The sequence below is a fragment of the Bacillus sp. MRMR6 genome (assembly GCF_001940785.1).
Taxonomy (GTDB): Bacteria; Bacillota; Bacilli; order Bacillales; family Cytobacillaceae; genus Neobacillus.
The window spans coordinates 1-15,581 of record NZ_MSLS01000010.1 but is presented as its reverse complement, the minus strand read 5'-3'; the positions used below and the strand labels follow the sequence as shown (position 1 = coordinate 15,581).

Sequence of the window (15,581 nt, the reverse complement as noted above, 5' to 3'; positions counted from 1 at the left end):
AAATTTGTTAGCTGCATATTATTGAGGATACTATCAATCAAATAGGAAAATGGGGGGATTGGACTGAATAACGCAAGATATTTGCTGCTACAAACTGGCAGCCTTATTGCAGGGTTTATGGTTTGGGTGCTTATTTCTTCACTCATGCCGTTCATTTCAGCTGAAATTGAGCTGACCTCAACACAAGTAGCATGGGCCACAGCGATACCCGTAGTACTTGGCTCTCTACTACGGGTACCGATCGGTTATTGGACAAATCGATATGGCGCAAGGTTACTATTTACGCTCAGCTTTCTGACTTTACTTGTACCAATTATCATCCTAAGTTATGCTTCATCCTTACTAATGCTGCTATTAGGTGGATTTATGCTCGGTATTGGAGGAGCGGTTTTTTCAATCGGGGTAACATCTCTCCCAAAATATTATCCAAAAGAAAAACATGGTTTCATTAATGGAATTTATGGTGCAGGTAATATCGGAACCGCCCTTACCGCATTTTCTGCACCAGTCTTAGCAAGTACATTTGGCTGGAGAACGACAGTCCAAATTTTTCTAATCGTTGTTGTCGTTTTTGCTTTTCTTAACCTATTAATAGGTGATCGAAATGAACCTAAGCTGAGGGGGTCACTGTCTGAGCAAGTCAAAGCTGTTTATAGGAACCCCAAGCTATGGTTTTTGAGTTTATTTTATTTTATAACATTTGGTTCATTTGTTGCATTTACAATTTATCTGCCATCTTTTTTAGTAAACCATTATGATTTAGATAAAGTTGATGCAGGATTACGTACAGCCGGTTTTATTGCTTTAGCGACAGTGCTCCGGCCTGTAGGAGGCTTGCTCGGCGATAAGTTTAATCCATACCTTATCTTGTTAGGGGTATTCTCTGGGCTGACTTTTGCAGGATTCCTACTATCCTTTTCACCTACGTTACCGATTTATTCCTTCGGGTGTCTATTAGTTGCCTTTTGTGCAGGTATTGGGAATGGAGCGGTATTTAAACTAGTTCCACTTTATTTCACCAAACAAGCTGGTATAGCAAACGGAATCGTGTCAGCAATGGGCGGCCTTGGAGGTTTCTTTCCGCCGATTGTTCTAACGATGACATATAATATTACTGGTCATTATGCAATTGGTTTTATGGCGCTTTCAGAATTTTCATTAGCTGCTATGGTTATGGTTATGTGGCTTTACTATTCAGAGAAGCTGGATATTTCTGCGAAAATTGTCCATCATGCAACTGATGGTGTTACTGTAACAGACGGGAATGGAATCATTCAGAGTGTTAATCCCGCATTCACAAGAATAACAGGTTATACATTTGAAGAGGTAACCGGAAAAACTCCAAGTGTTCTCCAGTCTGGTGAACATGACAATAGCTTTTATAAAGCAATGTGGTCCAGCCTGGTCAAAACAGGTTATTGGGAAGGGTTTATTTGGAACAAGCGTAAAAACCAAGACATCTATAAAGAGTGGCTTACCATTACAGCGATCAAAGATGACCTAGGAGAAACTAGAAATTATGTAGGCATGTTTTATGAAGTGAAAGAAGATAAAAAGAAATGATGACCCCAAGACTTTCTTCGGAAAGTCTTTTTGTGTGTTTACAGTCTCAAGTTATACGGCAAATATTACAACTTTTTGACTTTAGCCTTGAGTTCACAGTTCCTTCACTATTTTTGTGACCAACGTCACAAAAACCGTGTTAGCATGTGTTTTATAGTAGAAACATAAACAAACCATTCTATGAAAAATACAAAGGTTTAGGGAGAGGTTAACATGGCACGAATCAATTATTGGAATCCAGAGGATGAAAAATTCTGGAATGCAGAAGGAAAAAAACACGCACAGCGAAATTTATGGATCTCTGTACCATCGCTTATGCTTGCATTCATCGTTTGGCAGATATGGTCAGTGGTTGCAGTTAGATTAAATGATATTGGATTCAGTTTTACTGATGAACAGTTATTTACATTAGCGGCCATTCCCGGTCTTGTAGGTGCAACACTTCGTTTTGTCTATACTTTCGCAGTTGGAACAATAGGCGGAAAAAACTGGACTGTCATTTCAACAGCAGTGTTAGCCATTCCGGCAATCGGAATTGGTTTCGCAGTACAAAACCCTGATACACCTTTTTCAGTTATGTTATTGTTAGCAGCACTTTGTGGTCTTGGTGGAGGAAATTTCTCATCATCATCTGCCAATATTAGCTTTTTCTTTCCGAAAAAGGAAAAAGGAACTGCACTTGGTATTAATGGCGGTTTAGGAAATATGGGTGTTTCGGTCGTTCAATTTGTCACACCACTAATCATTACAACTGGAGCTTTTGCTTTTGCTGGAAAAGGTCAAGTATTAGCAAGCGGACAAGAAGTTTATTTACAAAATGCAGCTTTTATCTGGGTAATCCCTATCGTAATTATGACTTTGCTCGCTTTCTTTAAAATGGATAATGTACCAGGAGCAAAACAATCGGTTTCCGATCAATTTGTTATTGTAAAAAGAAGACACACTTGGATTATGACTGTATTATATGTTGCAACATTCGGTTCTTTCATCGGATATTCAGCAGCCTTCCCACTTCTATTAAGATCTCAATTTCCAGAGCATATTTCATTAGCCTTTTTAGGTGCTTTGCTTGCTGCCTCTGCAAGACCTGTCGGTGGCTGGATTTCCGATAAACTTGGTGGTGCAAGAGTCACAGCATTTGTTTTAGTCATTATGGGTATTGGGGCTTTAGGGGTTATTTACTTCCTAAATACCATGCAGTTTGCAGGATTTTTAATTTCTTTCTTAGTCCTATTTATTGCTGCAGGTATAGGGTCTGGCTCAACCTTCCAAATGATTCCTGGTTTATTCGTTACTAAGGAAGCAGCGCCAGTTATTGGTTTTACCGCAGCATTTGCAGCCTATGGATCATTCTTAATTCCAAAGTTATTCGGCTGGTCTGTTAATACGACTGGTACACCAGTAACAGCATTCTATTTCTTTATTGGATTCTATGTTATCTCATTTGCTTTAAACTGGTACTTCTACCAAAGAAAAACAGTAAATGTTGAAGTTACAATGAAACAAGCCGGTTAATACCCGGCTTGTTTTTTTACACAGAAAAAAACTGCCATATGGCAGTTTTTAGTTTAGGACTGTTACTTCTACTTTCTTAACACCCCAGTTTATTGCATCTTCGTGTTCTGGGATGAATACATCGATTTTATTTCCTTTTATTGCTCCACCTGTATCTGCTGCGGTTGCATATCCATAACCTTCTACATAAACTTTACTCCCTAGTGGGATGACGGAAGGATCTACTGCAATCACTTTTTCATCTGGATTGTCCAGTATATTTACTCCAGTAGCTGTTATACCTGAACAACCTTCACATGATGCAGTATAGGCAGTAGCTGTTACAGTTAGTTCCTGAACTTCAGTTTCAGTTTCTACCGTTTTCTGTGTGTTATTAGTAGTGATATCCTCGTTAACCCCTGTTTCCTGCTCAGTGGAATCACTTGTTACTGATTCTTCAGTGTCAGACTTCGGATTTGGCGTGACTTCTTCACCTGTATTATATATGACAATCTCTTTACCAGGTTTGATTAAATCTGTTGTAAGTTCATTCCACACCTTAATTTCTTCTACACTCACTTCGTGTGTTAGAGCAATTTCCGATAAAGTATCATATGGTTTAATCGTATAACGTTCTTCCTTTGGTATAGAAGAAGCTTGGTCGATATTATTATTAACGGAAGATAATTCTTCTGTTTTTTTCTGCTTTTGTTTTCCTTCTTCTAACATTGGAGCATTGTCACTAATCTTGATCTCTTTTGCAAAAACATTAGCACCGATTGTTCCAGAGAGTACTGAAATAGCTATGAATACCTTAAATTTATTCACTTTTTTACCTCCTGTGTTCTTCTGAAGTTAACTAAGACTATCTTAACATGAACCTTTTTAAAACAAAGAACAGGGAGATGATAATTGGTTTACAACTTTATTAACTATATTACAATAATATTTCTAGGTTACTCATTATTCTGAATAGAAAAAAAGGTACAGACATTGGTCTGTACCTTTTTAGTACATTATATACGGTCAATTGCTACTGCACATGCCTTGTATTCAGCGGTACCTGAAATGGGGTCATACTCATTCAGAGTTAATACATTAGTTGGTGTTTCGCTCCAATGAAAACTCATGAACACCAACCCTGGGACGACTTGTTCAGTGATCTTTACTTTAACGGTAAGTTCTCCTCTACGCGAACGAACCTGAACCACTTCACCATCAGTTATACCAAGTTTCAATGCATCTTCAGGGTGGATATCCACCGTCTCTTCAGTCTGTTTTACTTTAACTCCTGGAGCATAGTATCTCGTCTGAGAATGAGTATTATAGGATTCATACCGTCGTCCTGTTGTTAATAAGAACGGAAACTCTTTATCAGGAAGTTCCAATGGTGGTGTGTAATCAACTGGCACAAATGATGACTTTTCTACTTGAGTCTCTTGATTATGAAATCTTTCATGCATAATAAATGTTCCTGGATGATCCTCAGTTGGACATGGATAATGAATACTGAATTCCCTATCTAGCCTTGAATAAGAAATCCCTCCATACATTTCCCATGCAAGCTTCCTAACCTCATCCCATATTTCTTCACTGTTAGCATAGCTCAGCGGATACCCCATGATAGTGGATAATTCGCAAAGAATCTGCCAATCTTCCTTTACTTTTGGCAGTGATTCTACAGCTTTTCGGACTCTTTGGACTCTTCGGTCGGTATTCGTGTAAGTCCCGTCCACTTCCCCCCAAGATTTTGCTGGGAGTACTACATCGGCCATCTTCGCTGTATCAGTTAAGAAAATATCTTGAACAATTAACAAATCAAGCTTCTCTAACAATTTTTTTGTATGATTCAAATGCACATCTGCTAGAAGGGGATTTTCTCCGATGATATAAAGTGCTTTTAGCTCACCTGCTTCAAGTCGATCAAAGGTTCTGGTCTGAGTATCGCCTGCTTGTGGATTAAGTGTAACATTCCATTCTTTCTCGTATCGACTCCGATATTCATCATTTGTAAGGCTCATTGCTCCTGCAAGCTGGTTTGGCAAGCAGCCCATATCACCCGCACCTTGAACATTATTTTGACCTCTAAGCGGCATGATGCCCGTGCCTTCCTTGCCAATGTTTCCTGTTAGTAATGCTAGGTTTGCAATATCAAAGACATTGTTGACACCACAGTGGTGCTCGGTTATTCCGAGTGTATAAGCAATCATCGATCCGTTTGAGGATGCATACTCTCTTGCAGTCGTAACAATATCTAACGGGGACAAACCTGTAATAGTTGATGCATATTCAGGTGTATACGGCTCAACCTGTTTCTTTAATGACTCAAAATCGATCGTAAACTGTTGAATAAACTCAGAACTGTATAAACCTTCATTAATAATTACACGGATAAAGGCATTAATTAATGCTATATCTGTGCCAACATTTATTTGGAGGTGGCGGTGTGAAAACTTTACCATATCAATTTTCCTTGGATCAATTACAATGACTTTTAACCCAGATTTGATTGCTTTTTTTATCCGGTTTGCAATGATAGGATGGGCTTCTGTTGTATTAGAACCCATTAAAAGTAATACTTCTGCTTTATCAAAATCTTCAAGTGTGTTAGTTGGAAAACCGCTTCCAAATACAGTTGCCAGACCGGCAACACTAGAAGCGTGTCAGGTTCGGTTACACCCATCAATATTATTACTTCCAATTACTGTCCTCATAAATTTCTGAGTGATATAATTCGATTCGTTTGTTGTTCTAGCACAAGCAAACATGGAAACTGCATTAGGACCCCAAGTATCTCTAATGGTGGATAAATGTTCGGCAATGAATTTGTATGCTTCATCCCAGGTTGTTTCTACCAATTTACCAGCTTTTCGAATTAGCGGTGTTGTTAATCGATTCTTCGCGTGAACATATTCATATGCAAATGCACCTTTTACACAGGTTTGCCCTTTATTAACAGGTGCTTCCTTATCTCCACGGATCTTAACAATCCGATTATCTTGAACTTCAAGTACTAATCCGCATCCTGTGCCACAATATCCACATATGGTTTTAACTAAATTAGCTTCACCCATTCCTTTCCCTCCCAAATAAAACATAATTACCTATATAAACATATTAATCTATTTAATCCGAATAATGATTTTTATTTACAGAAAAGTTTGTCTATTTTTTGACATATGTATAAATAAAAAAACGAGAGGTGAACTCTCGTTTTTTTAAGCCGGTTTGGCAGGTAATAAAATGTTAAATGTAGTTCCTTTATTCGGTTCACTCTCAACAAAAACTTTACCGTTATGGCTTTCAATAATCTTAAAACTAACCATTAATCCTAAGCCATTACCATTTTTTTTGGTTGTATAGAATGGTTCACCCAATTTTTTTAGTTTTTCTTCCGGAATTCCCACTCCGGTATCTTGAATAGAGATTTGAACATTATTTTCATGAATACTGGTTCTGACTCGTAATTCTCCACCATTCGGCATTGCTTCTATTCCATTCTTGATAAAGTTCAAGAATACTTGTTTCAAACGGTTTTCATCACATTCGATTTGGATAATCTCATGGCTGCAGTCAAATGAAAGTCGAACATGTTTTTTCCTAGCCTCAAACTCGAGCAAGGAAACAACATTCTTTATCACTGGGATCACATTCTTTTCTTCCAATTCCACAGCCTTTGGTTTTGCAAGTACCATAAAATCCTCTACGATTGTATTTACACGTTCTATCTCATCAAGAATAATATTTAGGAATTCCATTCGCTCTGGGTCCTTTTCATCTAATGAAAGAAACTCAGCATAACCCTTCATAGATGTAAGCGGATTTCGAATTTCGTGAGCAACACCTGCAGCAAGCTGACCAACAGCAGCAAGCTTATCTTGGCGGTGAAGGACTTCTTCTGTCCTTTTTCGTTCGGTAATATCATTCCTAATCGCAACATACTGATATGGTTTACCTCTTTGATCAAGGAATGGAACGATGGTGGTATCCACCCAGTATAAAGATCCATCTTTTGCTTTATTCCTGATTTCACCTTTCCAAACGTTTCCTTCTCCAATGGTTCTCCACAAATCTTTGAAAAATCCCTTAGAGTGATAACCTGAATTTAAAATACTGTGGCTTTTACCAATAATTTCCTCTCGAGGATACTTAGAAATCTCACAAAACTTATCATTTACTCCGGTGATCATTCCCTTAGCATCTGTGAATGCAACAATGGTTGACTGGTCAAGAGCAAACCGAATATCTGTATTGGCTTTAATAGACTCTTTTAAATGCTCTTCAGACCGTTTTCGGCTAGATATATCAGACCTAATGGCAACGTATTGATATGGTTTTCCATTTTCGTTTAAAAAGGGCACAATCGTTGTATCCACCCAATAAAAGGTACCATCCTTTGCCTTATTACAAATTTCACCCTTCCATACGTCTCCCCTACCGATTGTACGCCAAAGCTGTTTAAAGAATTCTTTCGAGTGATAGCCTGAATTTAAAATCCTATGGTCTTGACCAAGGAGCTCTTCGCGATTATATTTAGAAATTTCACAAAATTTATCATTGACACTTGTGATAAGCCCTTTTTCATTTGTAATCGCTACAATGGAAGACTGATCAAGAGCAAAAGTAATATCACTGGTTTCCTTTATTGACTGAAAAAGTGCCTTCTCTGCTTTCTTACGAGTGGTAATATCACTGCGAATAGCAATATACTGTATCGGTTTTCCTTTTTTATTTACAAAAGGTACTATCGTAGTATCCACCCAATATATTGACCCATCCTTCGCTTTATTACGAATTTCACCTCTCCATATTTGACCAGACTGAACCGTTGTCCATAAGTCCTTAAAAAATTCCTTAGTATGGTAACCTGAATTTAATAACCGATGATTCCTTCCGATGATCTCTTTTTTTGTATATTTAGAGATTTCTTCAAACTTATCATTAACAAAAATAATGCAGCCATCGGGGTCTGTAATGGTCACTATTGTTGATGCGTCTAGGGCTGCTTTAATGTCGGTCAAATTTGTATCAGTTTCAGCCAGCATTTKGCTGATTAAGGTACTCGACCCAATTAGTCCACTGATAATGAGTATAGACAAAAATAACACTAGGTAAATTAGAAATGAATTTGGGTCAGCCGTTTCAAGGGCTGAGTTACTACTGGAAATTAGTGTTGATGCTCTTTTTAATAAGAAGTGTCCTTCAATAATTGCTCCTGACATAATCAGGGCACTAACTGGTTTTAACCAAGACTGGTTTCCTTTTGAGTAGCTGAAAGAAGAAAAGAGAATCCAAAAGGAGAATAAAAAAGAGCCAAATATAACTAATACAGAGACAATTGTCAGAGGTATACTGAAAGATATGGTTAGATTCATTGCAAATACACTAATAATATGAATAGCAAAAACAGCAATTGTTAAAAAAAGACTCCCGATTAGTAGGTGTAGATAACGGTTATATTTACCAAAGAAGGGAAGAAAAGCGAATGCCGTAAAAGCTATACTACCAAAAATGGACAAAATGGTTAATGGGATTTGATAACTAGAGAACCGATTAACATCTGCAGCAATTAACCCAATAAAATTCATTCCCCAGATTGCAATCCCTATTGAAAGTGATCCGCCTATATATAAAAGTCTTTTACTCTTCTTAGTAGAATTTTTTATTAATGTAAACATGTCCAATCCAGTATATGAAGCCATAATGGTTAATCCTATGGCAATAAGAATTAAATAAGGATGAAAACTTATAGAAGCAATACCCACCACCCCCATCCCTCCTCAGTTTCAATCTATTTCTACTATGATTGTAAGGTAAAATAATAATTTATGGAAGGATAATTGGAGGAACAAACCTTATTTATTATTCTTGTCCAAATAAATGGACTTCATGATACATAAACACTCTTTATTGACGCAGAATAATTCTGTGTTGAAAAGTTTCGACCTTGAAGTTCTTACAAGCCATATTTTTCTAGGTAAAAGTATTAATTTTAAAAAAAAAGAAAAAATTTTAAAAAAAAGACTACACAAATTTCTTTTTTTTGATTATACTGTACTACAACAGGTGGTAATTAAATAGACTGTACTAAAAAAGGGGGATTTTAAATGTTAATGAGTCCGGTTGAATTTTTTCGTAATTTACCTAATAAAGAATGTCCAGAATGTGGCCAGCACATGGAGGAACAAGCAGAAAGTTATTTAATGGAATGTGACCGCTGCTTATCAAAAAGAGAAGAATAATACAAGTACACGTAGATAAACTTTTCGGGATACCGGAGAGTTTTTTCTTTTTTATTGTAGAAATAGGAAAGCATAAACATCTTATGGAAGGCAAATGCTTAGAGCAGGAGGTGTTTGTAATGGCAAAGACACAAAAGGAAGATTATCTTACTACTGCTCCAAAGGAATCACAAATAACCATCAATAACGGAGCAATCTACCCTAATCTAAAAAATATTGCTGGGAACTCTGTTGACGGTCATAAAGCTCTTGAGGAAGCAAACACCATTATTAGTGGTGATGAAATTGGACAACAGAACGAAAATTTATAAATAGGGGATAGTAAAAATGGATATGATTGATCTAACAAATGCGAGACCTGGTGACGAAGTGTATGTAATATATCGGAATCCTCATGTACCCTCAGTTGCAAACATTAAAGCTGCTGAAATTGTTCAACACCCAAAGGATCCTAACTCATTGGCTCTATTTCTAAATGAAACATTCCATGTGATAGAGGATGACGATGCTTTGTTTACTAGTTCTGAGTCAGCAATGAAAGCGTATGAGGACCATTTCTAATCAAGAATAAAAGACTGTCTAATCTATCCGACAGTCTTCTTAACCATTGTAATTTATATTTTTGGAAGTTCTCTCATTTCTTGGATCATTTGGTTACCGCACATCGGGCAAAGTAAATCATCGGTAACAAAATCTTTTCTCATCCAGCCAATACAGGATTCATCCATACAAGAAAAAATTTGAGTATCCACCATTATGTTTTCAATCTCATCATCTTTGGCCCTTTTACCATAAAAAATGGGAATCGCCTCCTTTTTTATTAGTATGTACCAAAAAAGCTCTTTTCAAGCTAAGAACTGTTTCTTTTAACCTAAACAAAATAAGAAAGGAATAATTTACATGCGGATGACTCAAAAAAAGTTCACGGTTGCCGGTACCGATATTGAAGAGGTTAAAAGATTAAACAAGCAATCAGGACTAAGTTACAATCAGGTAAAACAACTTCTAGCAGAAAAGTGGATCCAGAATAATATTTCAAAACCTTAACATACTTAAATTATGAATGAATTCTTATGAGTTTTCTTTTTGATCTAAAGTAAGAAACGAGGAATATTTGTGAAAGAGATTATTTTAAGTATCGTGGCAGGTATGGCAGTAGGAATTCTTTTTRGAATGTTAAAATTACCACTTCCTGCACCTCCTGTATTCTCTGCCGTTCTAGGCGTTTTTGGAGTGTACTTTGGAGGGGTTGTAGCTGAGTGGGTTATAACAAACTTTTTGAAATAAATTGTAGCCCTCCTATTTGGAAGGCTACTTTCTCTCATCGTTAGATAAAAAAATTAATTAGGTATGGAACTGCAAATGCAGTAAGAATTCCGGCTATTCCCATTGCAGCCCCTGCAACTGCACCTTGTATTTCCCCCTCTTTAACTGCCTCTGCAGTCCCGATCCCGTGTCCAATTGTCCCAATGGACAAACCACGGGCAAATGGATGGTCAACTTTTGCCCAACTTAGTACCTTAGGACCAAACATCGCTCCAATCATACCCGTCACCATGACAAAACCCGCGATTAATGAAATATTTCCTTTCATAATTTCTCCCACTTCTATCGCTATCGGTGTGGTAACAGATTTAACACTCAATGATACGATTATTTCCTTTGAAAAATTGAAAGCAACAGCTAAACCTATCGCAAATGTTATGGTAAACACTGACCCAAGGATTAATCCTACTAATGCAGCAGCAAAATAATCAGCAATCAGCTTTTTATTTTTATAAATCGGAACAGCTAAAGCAACTGTTGCTGGTCCGAGCAGATAAGTCATGATGTTTTTTGCGGGTGTGTATGCCTCATATGAGACATTCAGCAATTCTAAAGCGATAATAATCACCACTGTACTTAGAAAAACAGAATTGGTGAATGGAGATGAGTATTTTCTTCCTAATTTAAGGGTTAGTAAATAGATTGATACAGTTAAAGTAAGACTAAATAACGTGATCATGATTATTCACTTCTTCTTTTTTTTCTATAAGAGACTGCGTTACTTTTCCTGATGCAATTAGACCTATAATCGCACTAATAAGCAAGATGATTAGAAGWATAAATCCATCCCTTTTAATGGTATCTCCGAGTGTCATTAAACCAACCGAAATAGGAATAAAGAAAAATCCTAAGTGCTTTAAAAGCCAGCCTGCCGCGACTTCAATTTGCTCTACCTTAATAATCTTCAGCCAAAACAATAACAAAAGAATCAACATTCCAATCACATTACCAGGGATTTTTATATGTAGGATTCGAGCAAGATCATTACCTAAGTGGTAGATTAGTATTAAAACAATTAGTTGCATGATGAATACAGATATACGTTTCATGGAATCCCCCTGCCTTTCTCTCCTTCTCTAGTATAAATGAACATCTTTACGATCGAGTAGTTTTGTTCACAAAATATCCATATCTTTTTCCGAGAAACTTATTTATCTTATTGTTAGGAGATATTCTTAGGAGGCGTGCCTAAATGAAAAAGATTTATTTAATTTCCACTCTTGCAGTTATACTATTAATCGCAAGCGGAATCTCATTTTTTCTTATACGCGATGCAAGTGCACAGATACCAAATAATATTACTCTAACAAACCAAAATGGCGACCGTTATTCAATTGGTGAAGATGAACAGAAATTAAAGTTAGTTGAATTTATCTATATGAACTGTCCAGATATTTGCCCAACTACTACTCAAAGAATGGTTAAGCTTCAATCTGACTTAGAAATGAATGGTGTTTTTGGTAAAGAAATCATGTTTCTTACCATTACAATTGATCCTTATCGTGATACCCCTGACATGCTGCGAAAGTACATGGAGGGGTTTGGGATTGAAAACAATGAGGGTTGGGTTTTCCTAACAGGTGAACAGGAAAACATTAAATCAGATCAGCAAAAAATTAGGGAGGTTGCCGATTCCTTGCAATTCCAATATAAAGATCCAGGTAATGGACAATACGTGCACACTTCTTTCACCTATTTAATAGACAAAAACAATAAGTTTGTTGGAAAATTTCCAATGGGTGAGGGCTTCGACAAGCAAGTGGTTTATGAAGCAATTATGAAGGAAATAGAATAAGCATAATAAAAAAAGCGGTTAATCCTAATGGAATAATCGCTTTTCTATTACCTATTTAGTTCACCGATGAAGGGTATTTTTTTATTTTCTGTAGAGACAAAAGGTAATTAGACTTCGGTTTAGTTAAACTCGCTTTTATACCAGCCTGTTTTAATTTATTTACGAGTTCAGTAAGCTGCTTCCTTGGCATACTTCTCACCTTCTTATTTACTAACATATACTAATTCTACAATAAAATTGTGAATAAAGTATGAAATCCAAAAAAAAAATTAGAAAAATTTTCATTATTTCTTCAGTATACCTCTAGCTATTAAAATGGATGTTATGTGAGCTAGACCTTTCGGTATATTAAGAATTCGCTCTTCACCTTTTTTAATGATATAATAGGTAGATATTTTGTGGTTGGAGGACTTAAATAGATGATTACAGTTAGTAATGTAGGGTTAAGATATGGTGACCGAAAGTTATTTGAAGATGTAAATATTAAATTTATTCCAGGAAATTGCTATGGATTAATAGGAGCAAACGGAGCAGGAAAGTCGACTTTCCTTAAGATTTTATCTGGAGAAATTGAATCTCAAACCGGGACAGTTCAACTTGGTCCAAATGAACGAATGGCTGTATTAAAGCAGAACCATTTTGAATACGAAGAACATGAAGTCTTAAAGACCGTTATTATGGGTCATGCAAGACTTTACGAAGTAATGCAGGAAAAAGACGCCATCTATATGAAAGAAAATTTCACAGACGAAGATGGTATGAAAGCAGCTGAGCTAGAAGGTGAATTTGCCGAACTTAATGGTTGGGAGGCCGAGTCTGAGGCTGCAATTCTTCTAAAGGGACTAGGGATTGAAGAAAGTCTCCATTACAAAAAAATGGAAGACTTAACTGGTTCAGATAAAGTTAAAGTCTTACTTGCACAGGCATTATTTGGAAGACCAGATGTACTCCTGCTTGACGAGCCGACAAACCATCTTGATATTAAAGCCATTCAATGGTTAGAAGAGTTCTTAATTAACTTTGAAAATACTGTTATTGTTGTATCCCATGACCGTCACTTCTTAAATAAGGTTTGTACTCATATAGCTGATTTAGATTTTGGTAAAATCCAAATCTACGTTGGTAACTATGACTTCTGGTATGAATCAAGTCAGCTGGTTTCAAGAATGGCTTCGGATGCAAATAAAAAGAAAGAAGAAAAAATAAAAGAACTGCAAGCCTTTATTGCCCGTTTTAGTGCAAATGCGTCTAAATCTAAACAGGCAACTTCCCGTAAGAAGTTATTAGATAAAATTACACTGGATGATATCAGACCATCATCCCGCCGTTACCCATTCGTTGGATTTACTCCAGAACGGGAAATTGGGAATGACTTGTTAAAAGTAGAAGGATTAACAAAAACCATTGATGGAGTCAAGATTCTAGATAATATTAGCTTTTTTGTAAATAAAGGCGATAAAGTTGCTCTTGTTGGTACAAATGAAGTAGCTAAAACCACGCTTTTCAAAATATTGATGGGCGAGATGGAAGCCGACAGTGGAACCTTTAAATGGGGAATTACAACTTCCCAGGCTTACTTTCCAAATGATAACTCTGAGTATTTTGAGAACAGCGAGTTAAACCTAGTTGATTGGCTTCGTCAATTTTCACCCAAAGATGAGAGTGAAAGTTTCTTACGCGGATTTTTAGGCAGAATGTTATTCTCAGGTGAGGAAGTATTGAAGAAAGCAAGTGTTCTTTCAGGGGGCGAAAAAGTACGCTGCATGCTCTCCAAAATGATGCTAAGTGGTGCAAACGTTCTTCTTCTAGATGAACCGACAAACCACCTTGACTTAGAATCAATTACAGCATTAAATAATGGTTTAACTAATGGGCTAACCTAAATTAATGAGACAATATAAAACACCTTCGAAAATGTTACACTTTAAACAAGTACATTTATCGGGGGTGTTTTTGCATGGGCAAAAACTTATATACTAGTGAAACTAAGTGGGCTGTTGTGAGAGAAAAACTTGAGGGAAAATTGACCACCAAAGAAATTATGGACAAGTATCAAATAAAGAATAAATCTCAAGTTGAGACCTGGATGAGATGGTATAAAAAGGGTGAAATCTATCGTTTTGATCAACCAATTGGAAAACAGTATACATTTGGTCATGGGCCTGAGTTTTCAAGTGAGGACGAGCGAAAAAACAATCAAATTACACATTTAAAGATGGAGAACGAAATCTTAAAAAAGTATTTAGAGATGAAAAAGGAGTGGATAAAAGAATAGTAGTACAGATTGTAGGAGTATTGAGTAAAAAGTACACTATTTCGGCTGTTTTAAAGGTATTAGAAGTCCCTCGTTCAACCTATTATCGCTGGCTGAAGGGATTTGAGGATTATAGAAATGAGCACGAGAATTTAATAATTGAGATCTGTGAAGCAACTAAATATCGCTATGGACACAGAAAAATAAAGGCAATTTTAAAACGTGAATATGCGATTGAATTAAACCGAAATACGGTACAAAGAATTATGCAAAAACATCATTTGCAATGTAAAGTGAAACCAAAGCGAAAATGGAAATCACAAGGAGAAAGTGAAGTTATAGCTCCAAATATTCTTAACCGTGAATTTAATGCAAGTAAACCAAATGAGAAATGGGTTACTGACATTACTTATATTCAATATGGAAGTGAAACGTTGTATCTTTCCACGATAATGGATTTGTTTAATAATGAAATAGTTACTTATAAGCTTTATAATCACCAACAAACCCCATTAGTGATTGATACGTTAGAAGAAGCTCTGAACAAAAGGAATAATCCCAAAGGGATTATCATTCACACCGATCAAGGAAGTGTGTATACGTCATATACATACCAGAATTACCTTAAGAAACATCATTTGGTTAGTAGTATGTCCAGGCGTGGAAACTGTTGGGATAATGCGGTGATAGAATCATTTCACTCTAATTTAAAGACAGAGGAATTTCAGTATTCTAAGTTTAATTCAATGACAAATTTTAACGTAGTATCGAAAATTGACGACTATATGTACCACTATAACGAGAATAGAATACAAGAAAAATTAGGCTACCTCACTCCAAAAGAATTTGGAATGATGGCAGCCTAAAATGGTGTTTTATATGTGTCTCATTTAGCTAGGTAAGTTCA

Annotated in this window: 15 protein-coding genes and 1 pseudogene; 10 read left to right on the top strand and 6 right to left on the bottom strand. The window is 36.4% G+C overall.

Annotated features, from left to right (window positions below):
- The first annotated feature begins 117 nt into the window (after positions 1-117).
- The gene (locus BTR25_RS11655) at positions 118-1,563 is read left to right on the top strand and encodes a nitrate/nitrite transporter (protein ID WP_075688356.1); all 1,446 of its coding nucleotides are present in this window, start codon (positions 118-120) and stop codon (positions 1,561-1,563) included.
- Between the two features lie 213 nt (positions 1,564-1,776).
- The gene (locus BTR25_RS11650) at positions 1,777-3,078 is read left to right on the top strand and encodes a NarK family nitrate/nitrite MFS transporter (protein ID WP_075688251.1); all 1,302 of its coding nucleotides are present in this window, start codon (positions 1,777-1,779) and stop codon (positions 3,076-3,078) included.
- A 48-nt stretch (positions 3,079-3,126) separates the two neighbouring features.
- Here the strand turns inward: BTR25_RS11650 and BTR25_RS11645 are convergent, their stop codons facing one another.
- The 3 genes from BTR25_RS11645 to BTR25_RS11630 all read right to left on the bottom strand — a co-directional run bounded on the left by BTR25_RS11645 (position 3,127) and on the right by BTR25_RS11630 (position 8,759).
- Positions 3,127-3,885 carry a 3D domain-containing protein gene (locus tag BTR25_RS11645; protein ID WP_075688250.1) on the bottom strand — a complete coding sequence of 253 codons (759 nt, stop codon included), beginning with the start codon at positions 3,883-3,885 and terminating at the stop codon, positions 3,127-3,129.
- A gap of 188 nt (positions 3,886-4,073) precedes the next feature.
- A complete protein-coding gene (gene fdhF / locus BTR25_RS28130) occupies positions 4,074-6,131 on the bottom strand; it encodes a formate dehydrogenase subunit alpha (protein ID WP_368482986.1) in 2,058 nt (685 codons plus the stop codon).
- A gap of 144 nt (positions 6,132-6,275) precedes the next feature.
- Positions 6,276-8,759: a PAS domain S-box protein gene (locus BTR25_RS11630; protein WP_483295254.1), complete on the bottom strand. Its 2,484-nt coding sequence runs from the start codon at positions 8,757-8,759 to the stop codon at positions 6,276-6,278.
- A 405-nt stretch (positions 8,760-9,164) separates the two neighbouring features.
- On the opposite strand from BTR25_RS11630, the gene yhfH reads away from it, so the two are divergent.
- The 3 genes from yhfH (at position 9,165) to BTR25_RS11610 (ending at position 9,860) form a co-directional block, all read left to right on the top strand.
- Complete coding sequence (gene yhfH / locus BTR25_RS11620; protein WP_075688245.1) at positions 9,165-9,299, top strand: protein YhfH; 135 nt, start codon at positions 9,165-9,167, stop codon at positions 9,297-9,299.
- A gap of 119 nt (positions 9,300-9,418) precedes the next feature.
- Complete coding sequence (locus BTR25_RS11615; RefSeq protein ID WP_075688244.1) at positions 9,419-9,610, top strand: hypothetical protein; 192 nt, start codon at positions 9,419-9,421, stop codon at positions 9,608-9,610.
- 16 nt (positions 9,611-9,626) lie between these two features.
- Positions 9,627-9,860: a transcriptional regulator SplA domain-containing protein gene (locus BTR25_RS11610; protein ID WP_075688243.1), complete on the top strand. Its 234-nt coding sequence runs from the start codon at positions 9,627-9,629 to the stop codon at positions 9,858-9,860.
- Positions 9,861-9,913: 53 nt separating this feature from the next.
- Here BTR25_RS11610 and BTR25_RS11605 read toward each other — a convergent pair whose 3' ends face one another.
- Positions 9,914-10,099 carry a cold-inducible protein YdjO-related protein gene (locus BTR25_RS11605; RefSeq protein ID WP_075688242.1) on the bottom strand — a complete coding sequence of 62 codons (186 nt, stop codon included), beginning with the start codon at positions 10,097-10,099 and terminating at the stop codon, positions 9,914-9,916.
- Positions 10,100-10,199: 100 nt separating this feature from the next.
- Between BTR25_RS11605 and BTR25_RS27565 the strand changes: the two genes are divergently transcribed.
- Complete coding sequence (locus BTR25_RS27565; RefSeq protein ID WP_175596761.1) at positions 10,200-10,346, top strand: hypothetical protein; 147 nt, start codon at positions 10,200-10,202, stop codon at positions 10,344-10,346.
- A gap of 69 nt (positions 10,347-10,415) precedes the next feature.
- Positions 10,416-10,586, top strand: a complete 171-nt coding sequence (locus BTR25_RS11600; RefSeq protein ID WP_075688241.1) for a XapX domain-containing protein — start codon at positions 10,416-10,418, stop codon at positions 10,584-10,586.
- Between the two features lie 40 nt (positions 10,587-10,626).
- Here BTR25_RS11600 and BTR25_RS11595 read toward each other — a convergent pair whose 3' ends face one another.
- Entirely contained in the window at positions 10,627-11,304 is a 678-nt protein-coding gene (locus BTR25_RS11595) for an LrgB family protein (RefSeq protein WP_075688240.1), read from the bottom strand.
- Positions 11,288-11,674: a CidA/LrgA family protein gene (locus BTR25_RS11590; protein WP_075688239.1), complete on the bottom strand. Its 387-nt coding sequence runs from the start codon at positions 11,672-11,674 to the stop codon at positions 11,288-11,290. The genes BTR25_RS11595 and BTR25_RS11590 overlap by 17 nt, the downstream gene beginning before the upstream one ends.
- 143 nt (positions 11,675-11,817) lie before the next feature.
- On the opposite strand from BTR25_RS11590, the gene BTR25_RS11585 reads away from it, so the two are divergent.
- The 3 genes and pseudogenes from BTR25_RS11585 (at position 11,818) to BTR25_RS11570 (ending at position 15,540) form a co-directional block, all read left to right on the top strand.
- A complete protein-coding gene (locus BTR25_RS11585) occupies positions 11,818-12,420 on the top strand; it encodes an SCO family protein (protein WP_075688238.1) in 603 nt (200 codons plus the stop codon).
- A gap of 419 nt (positions 12,421-12,839) precedes the next feature.
- Positions 12,840-14,285 (top strand): annotated as a pseudogene (locus BTR25_RS11580) (ABC-F family ATP-binding cassette domain-containing protein); the annotation flags it as partial.
- 92 nt (positions 14,286-14,377) lie between these two features.
- A protein-coding gene (locus BTR25_RS11570; protein ID WP_139311222.1) for an IS3 family transposase occupies positions 14,378-15,540 on the top strand; the annotation gives its coding sequence in 2 pieces (ribosomal slippage) (positions 14,378-14,693 and positions 14,693-15,540; 1,164 coding nt in all).
- Positions 15,541-15,581: the final 41 nt, after the last annotated feature.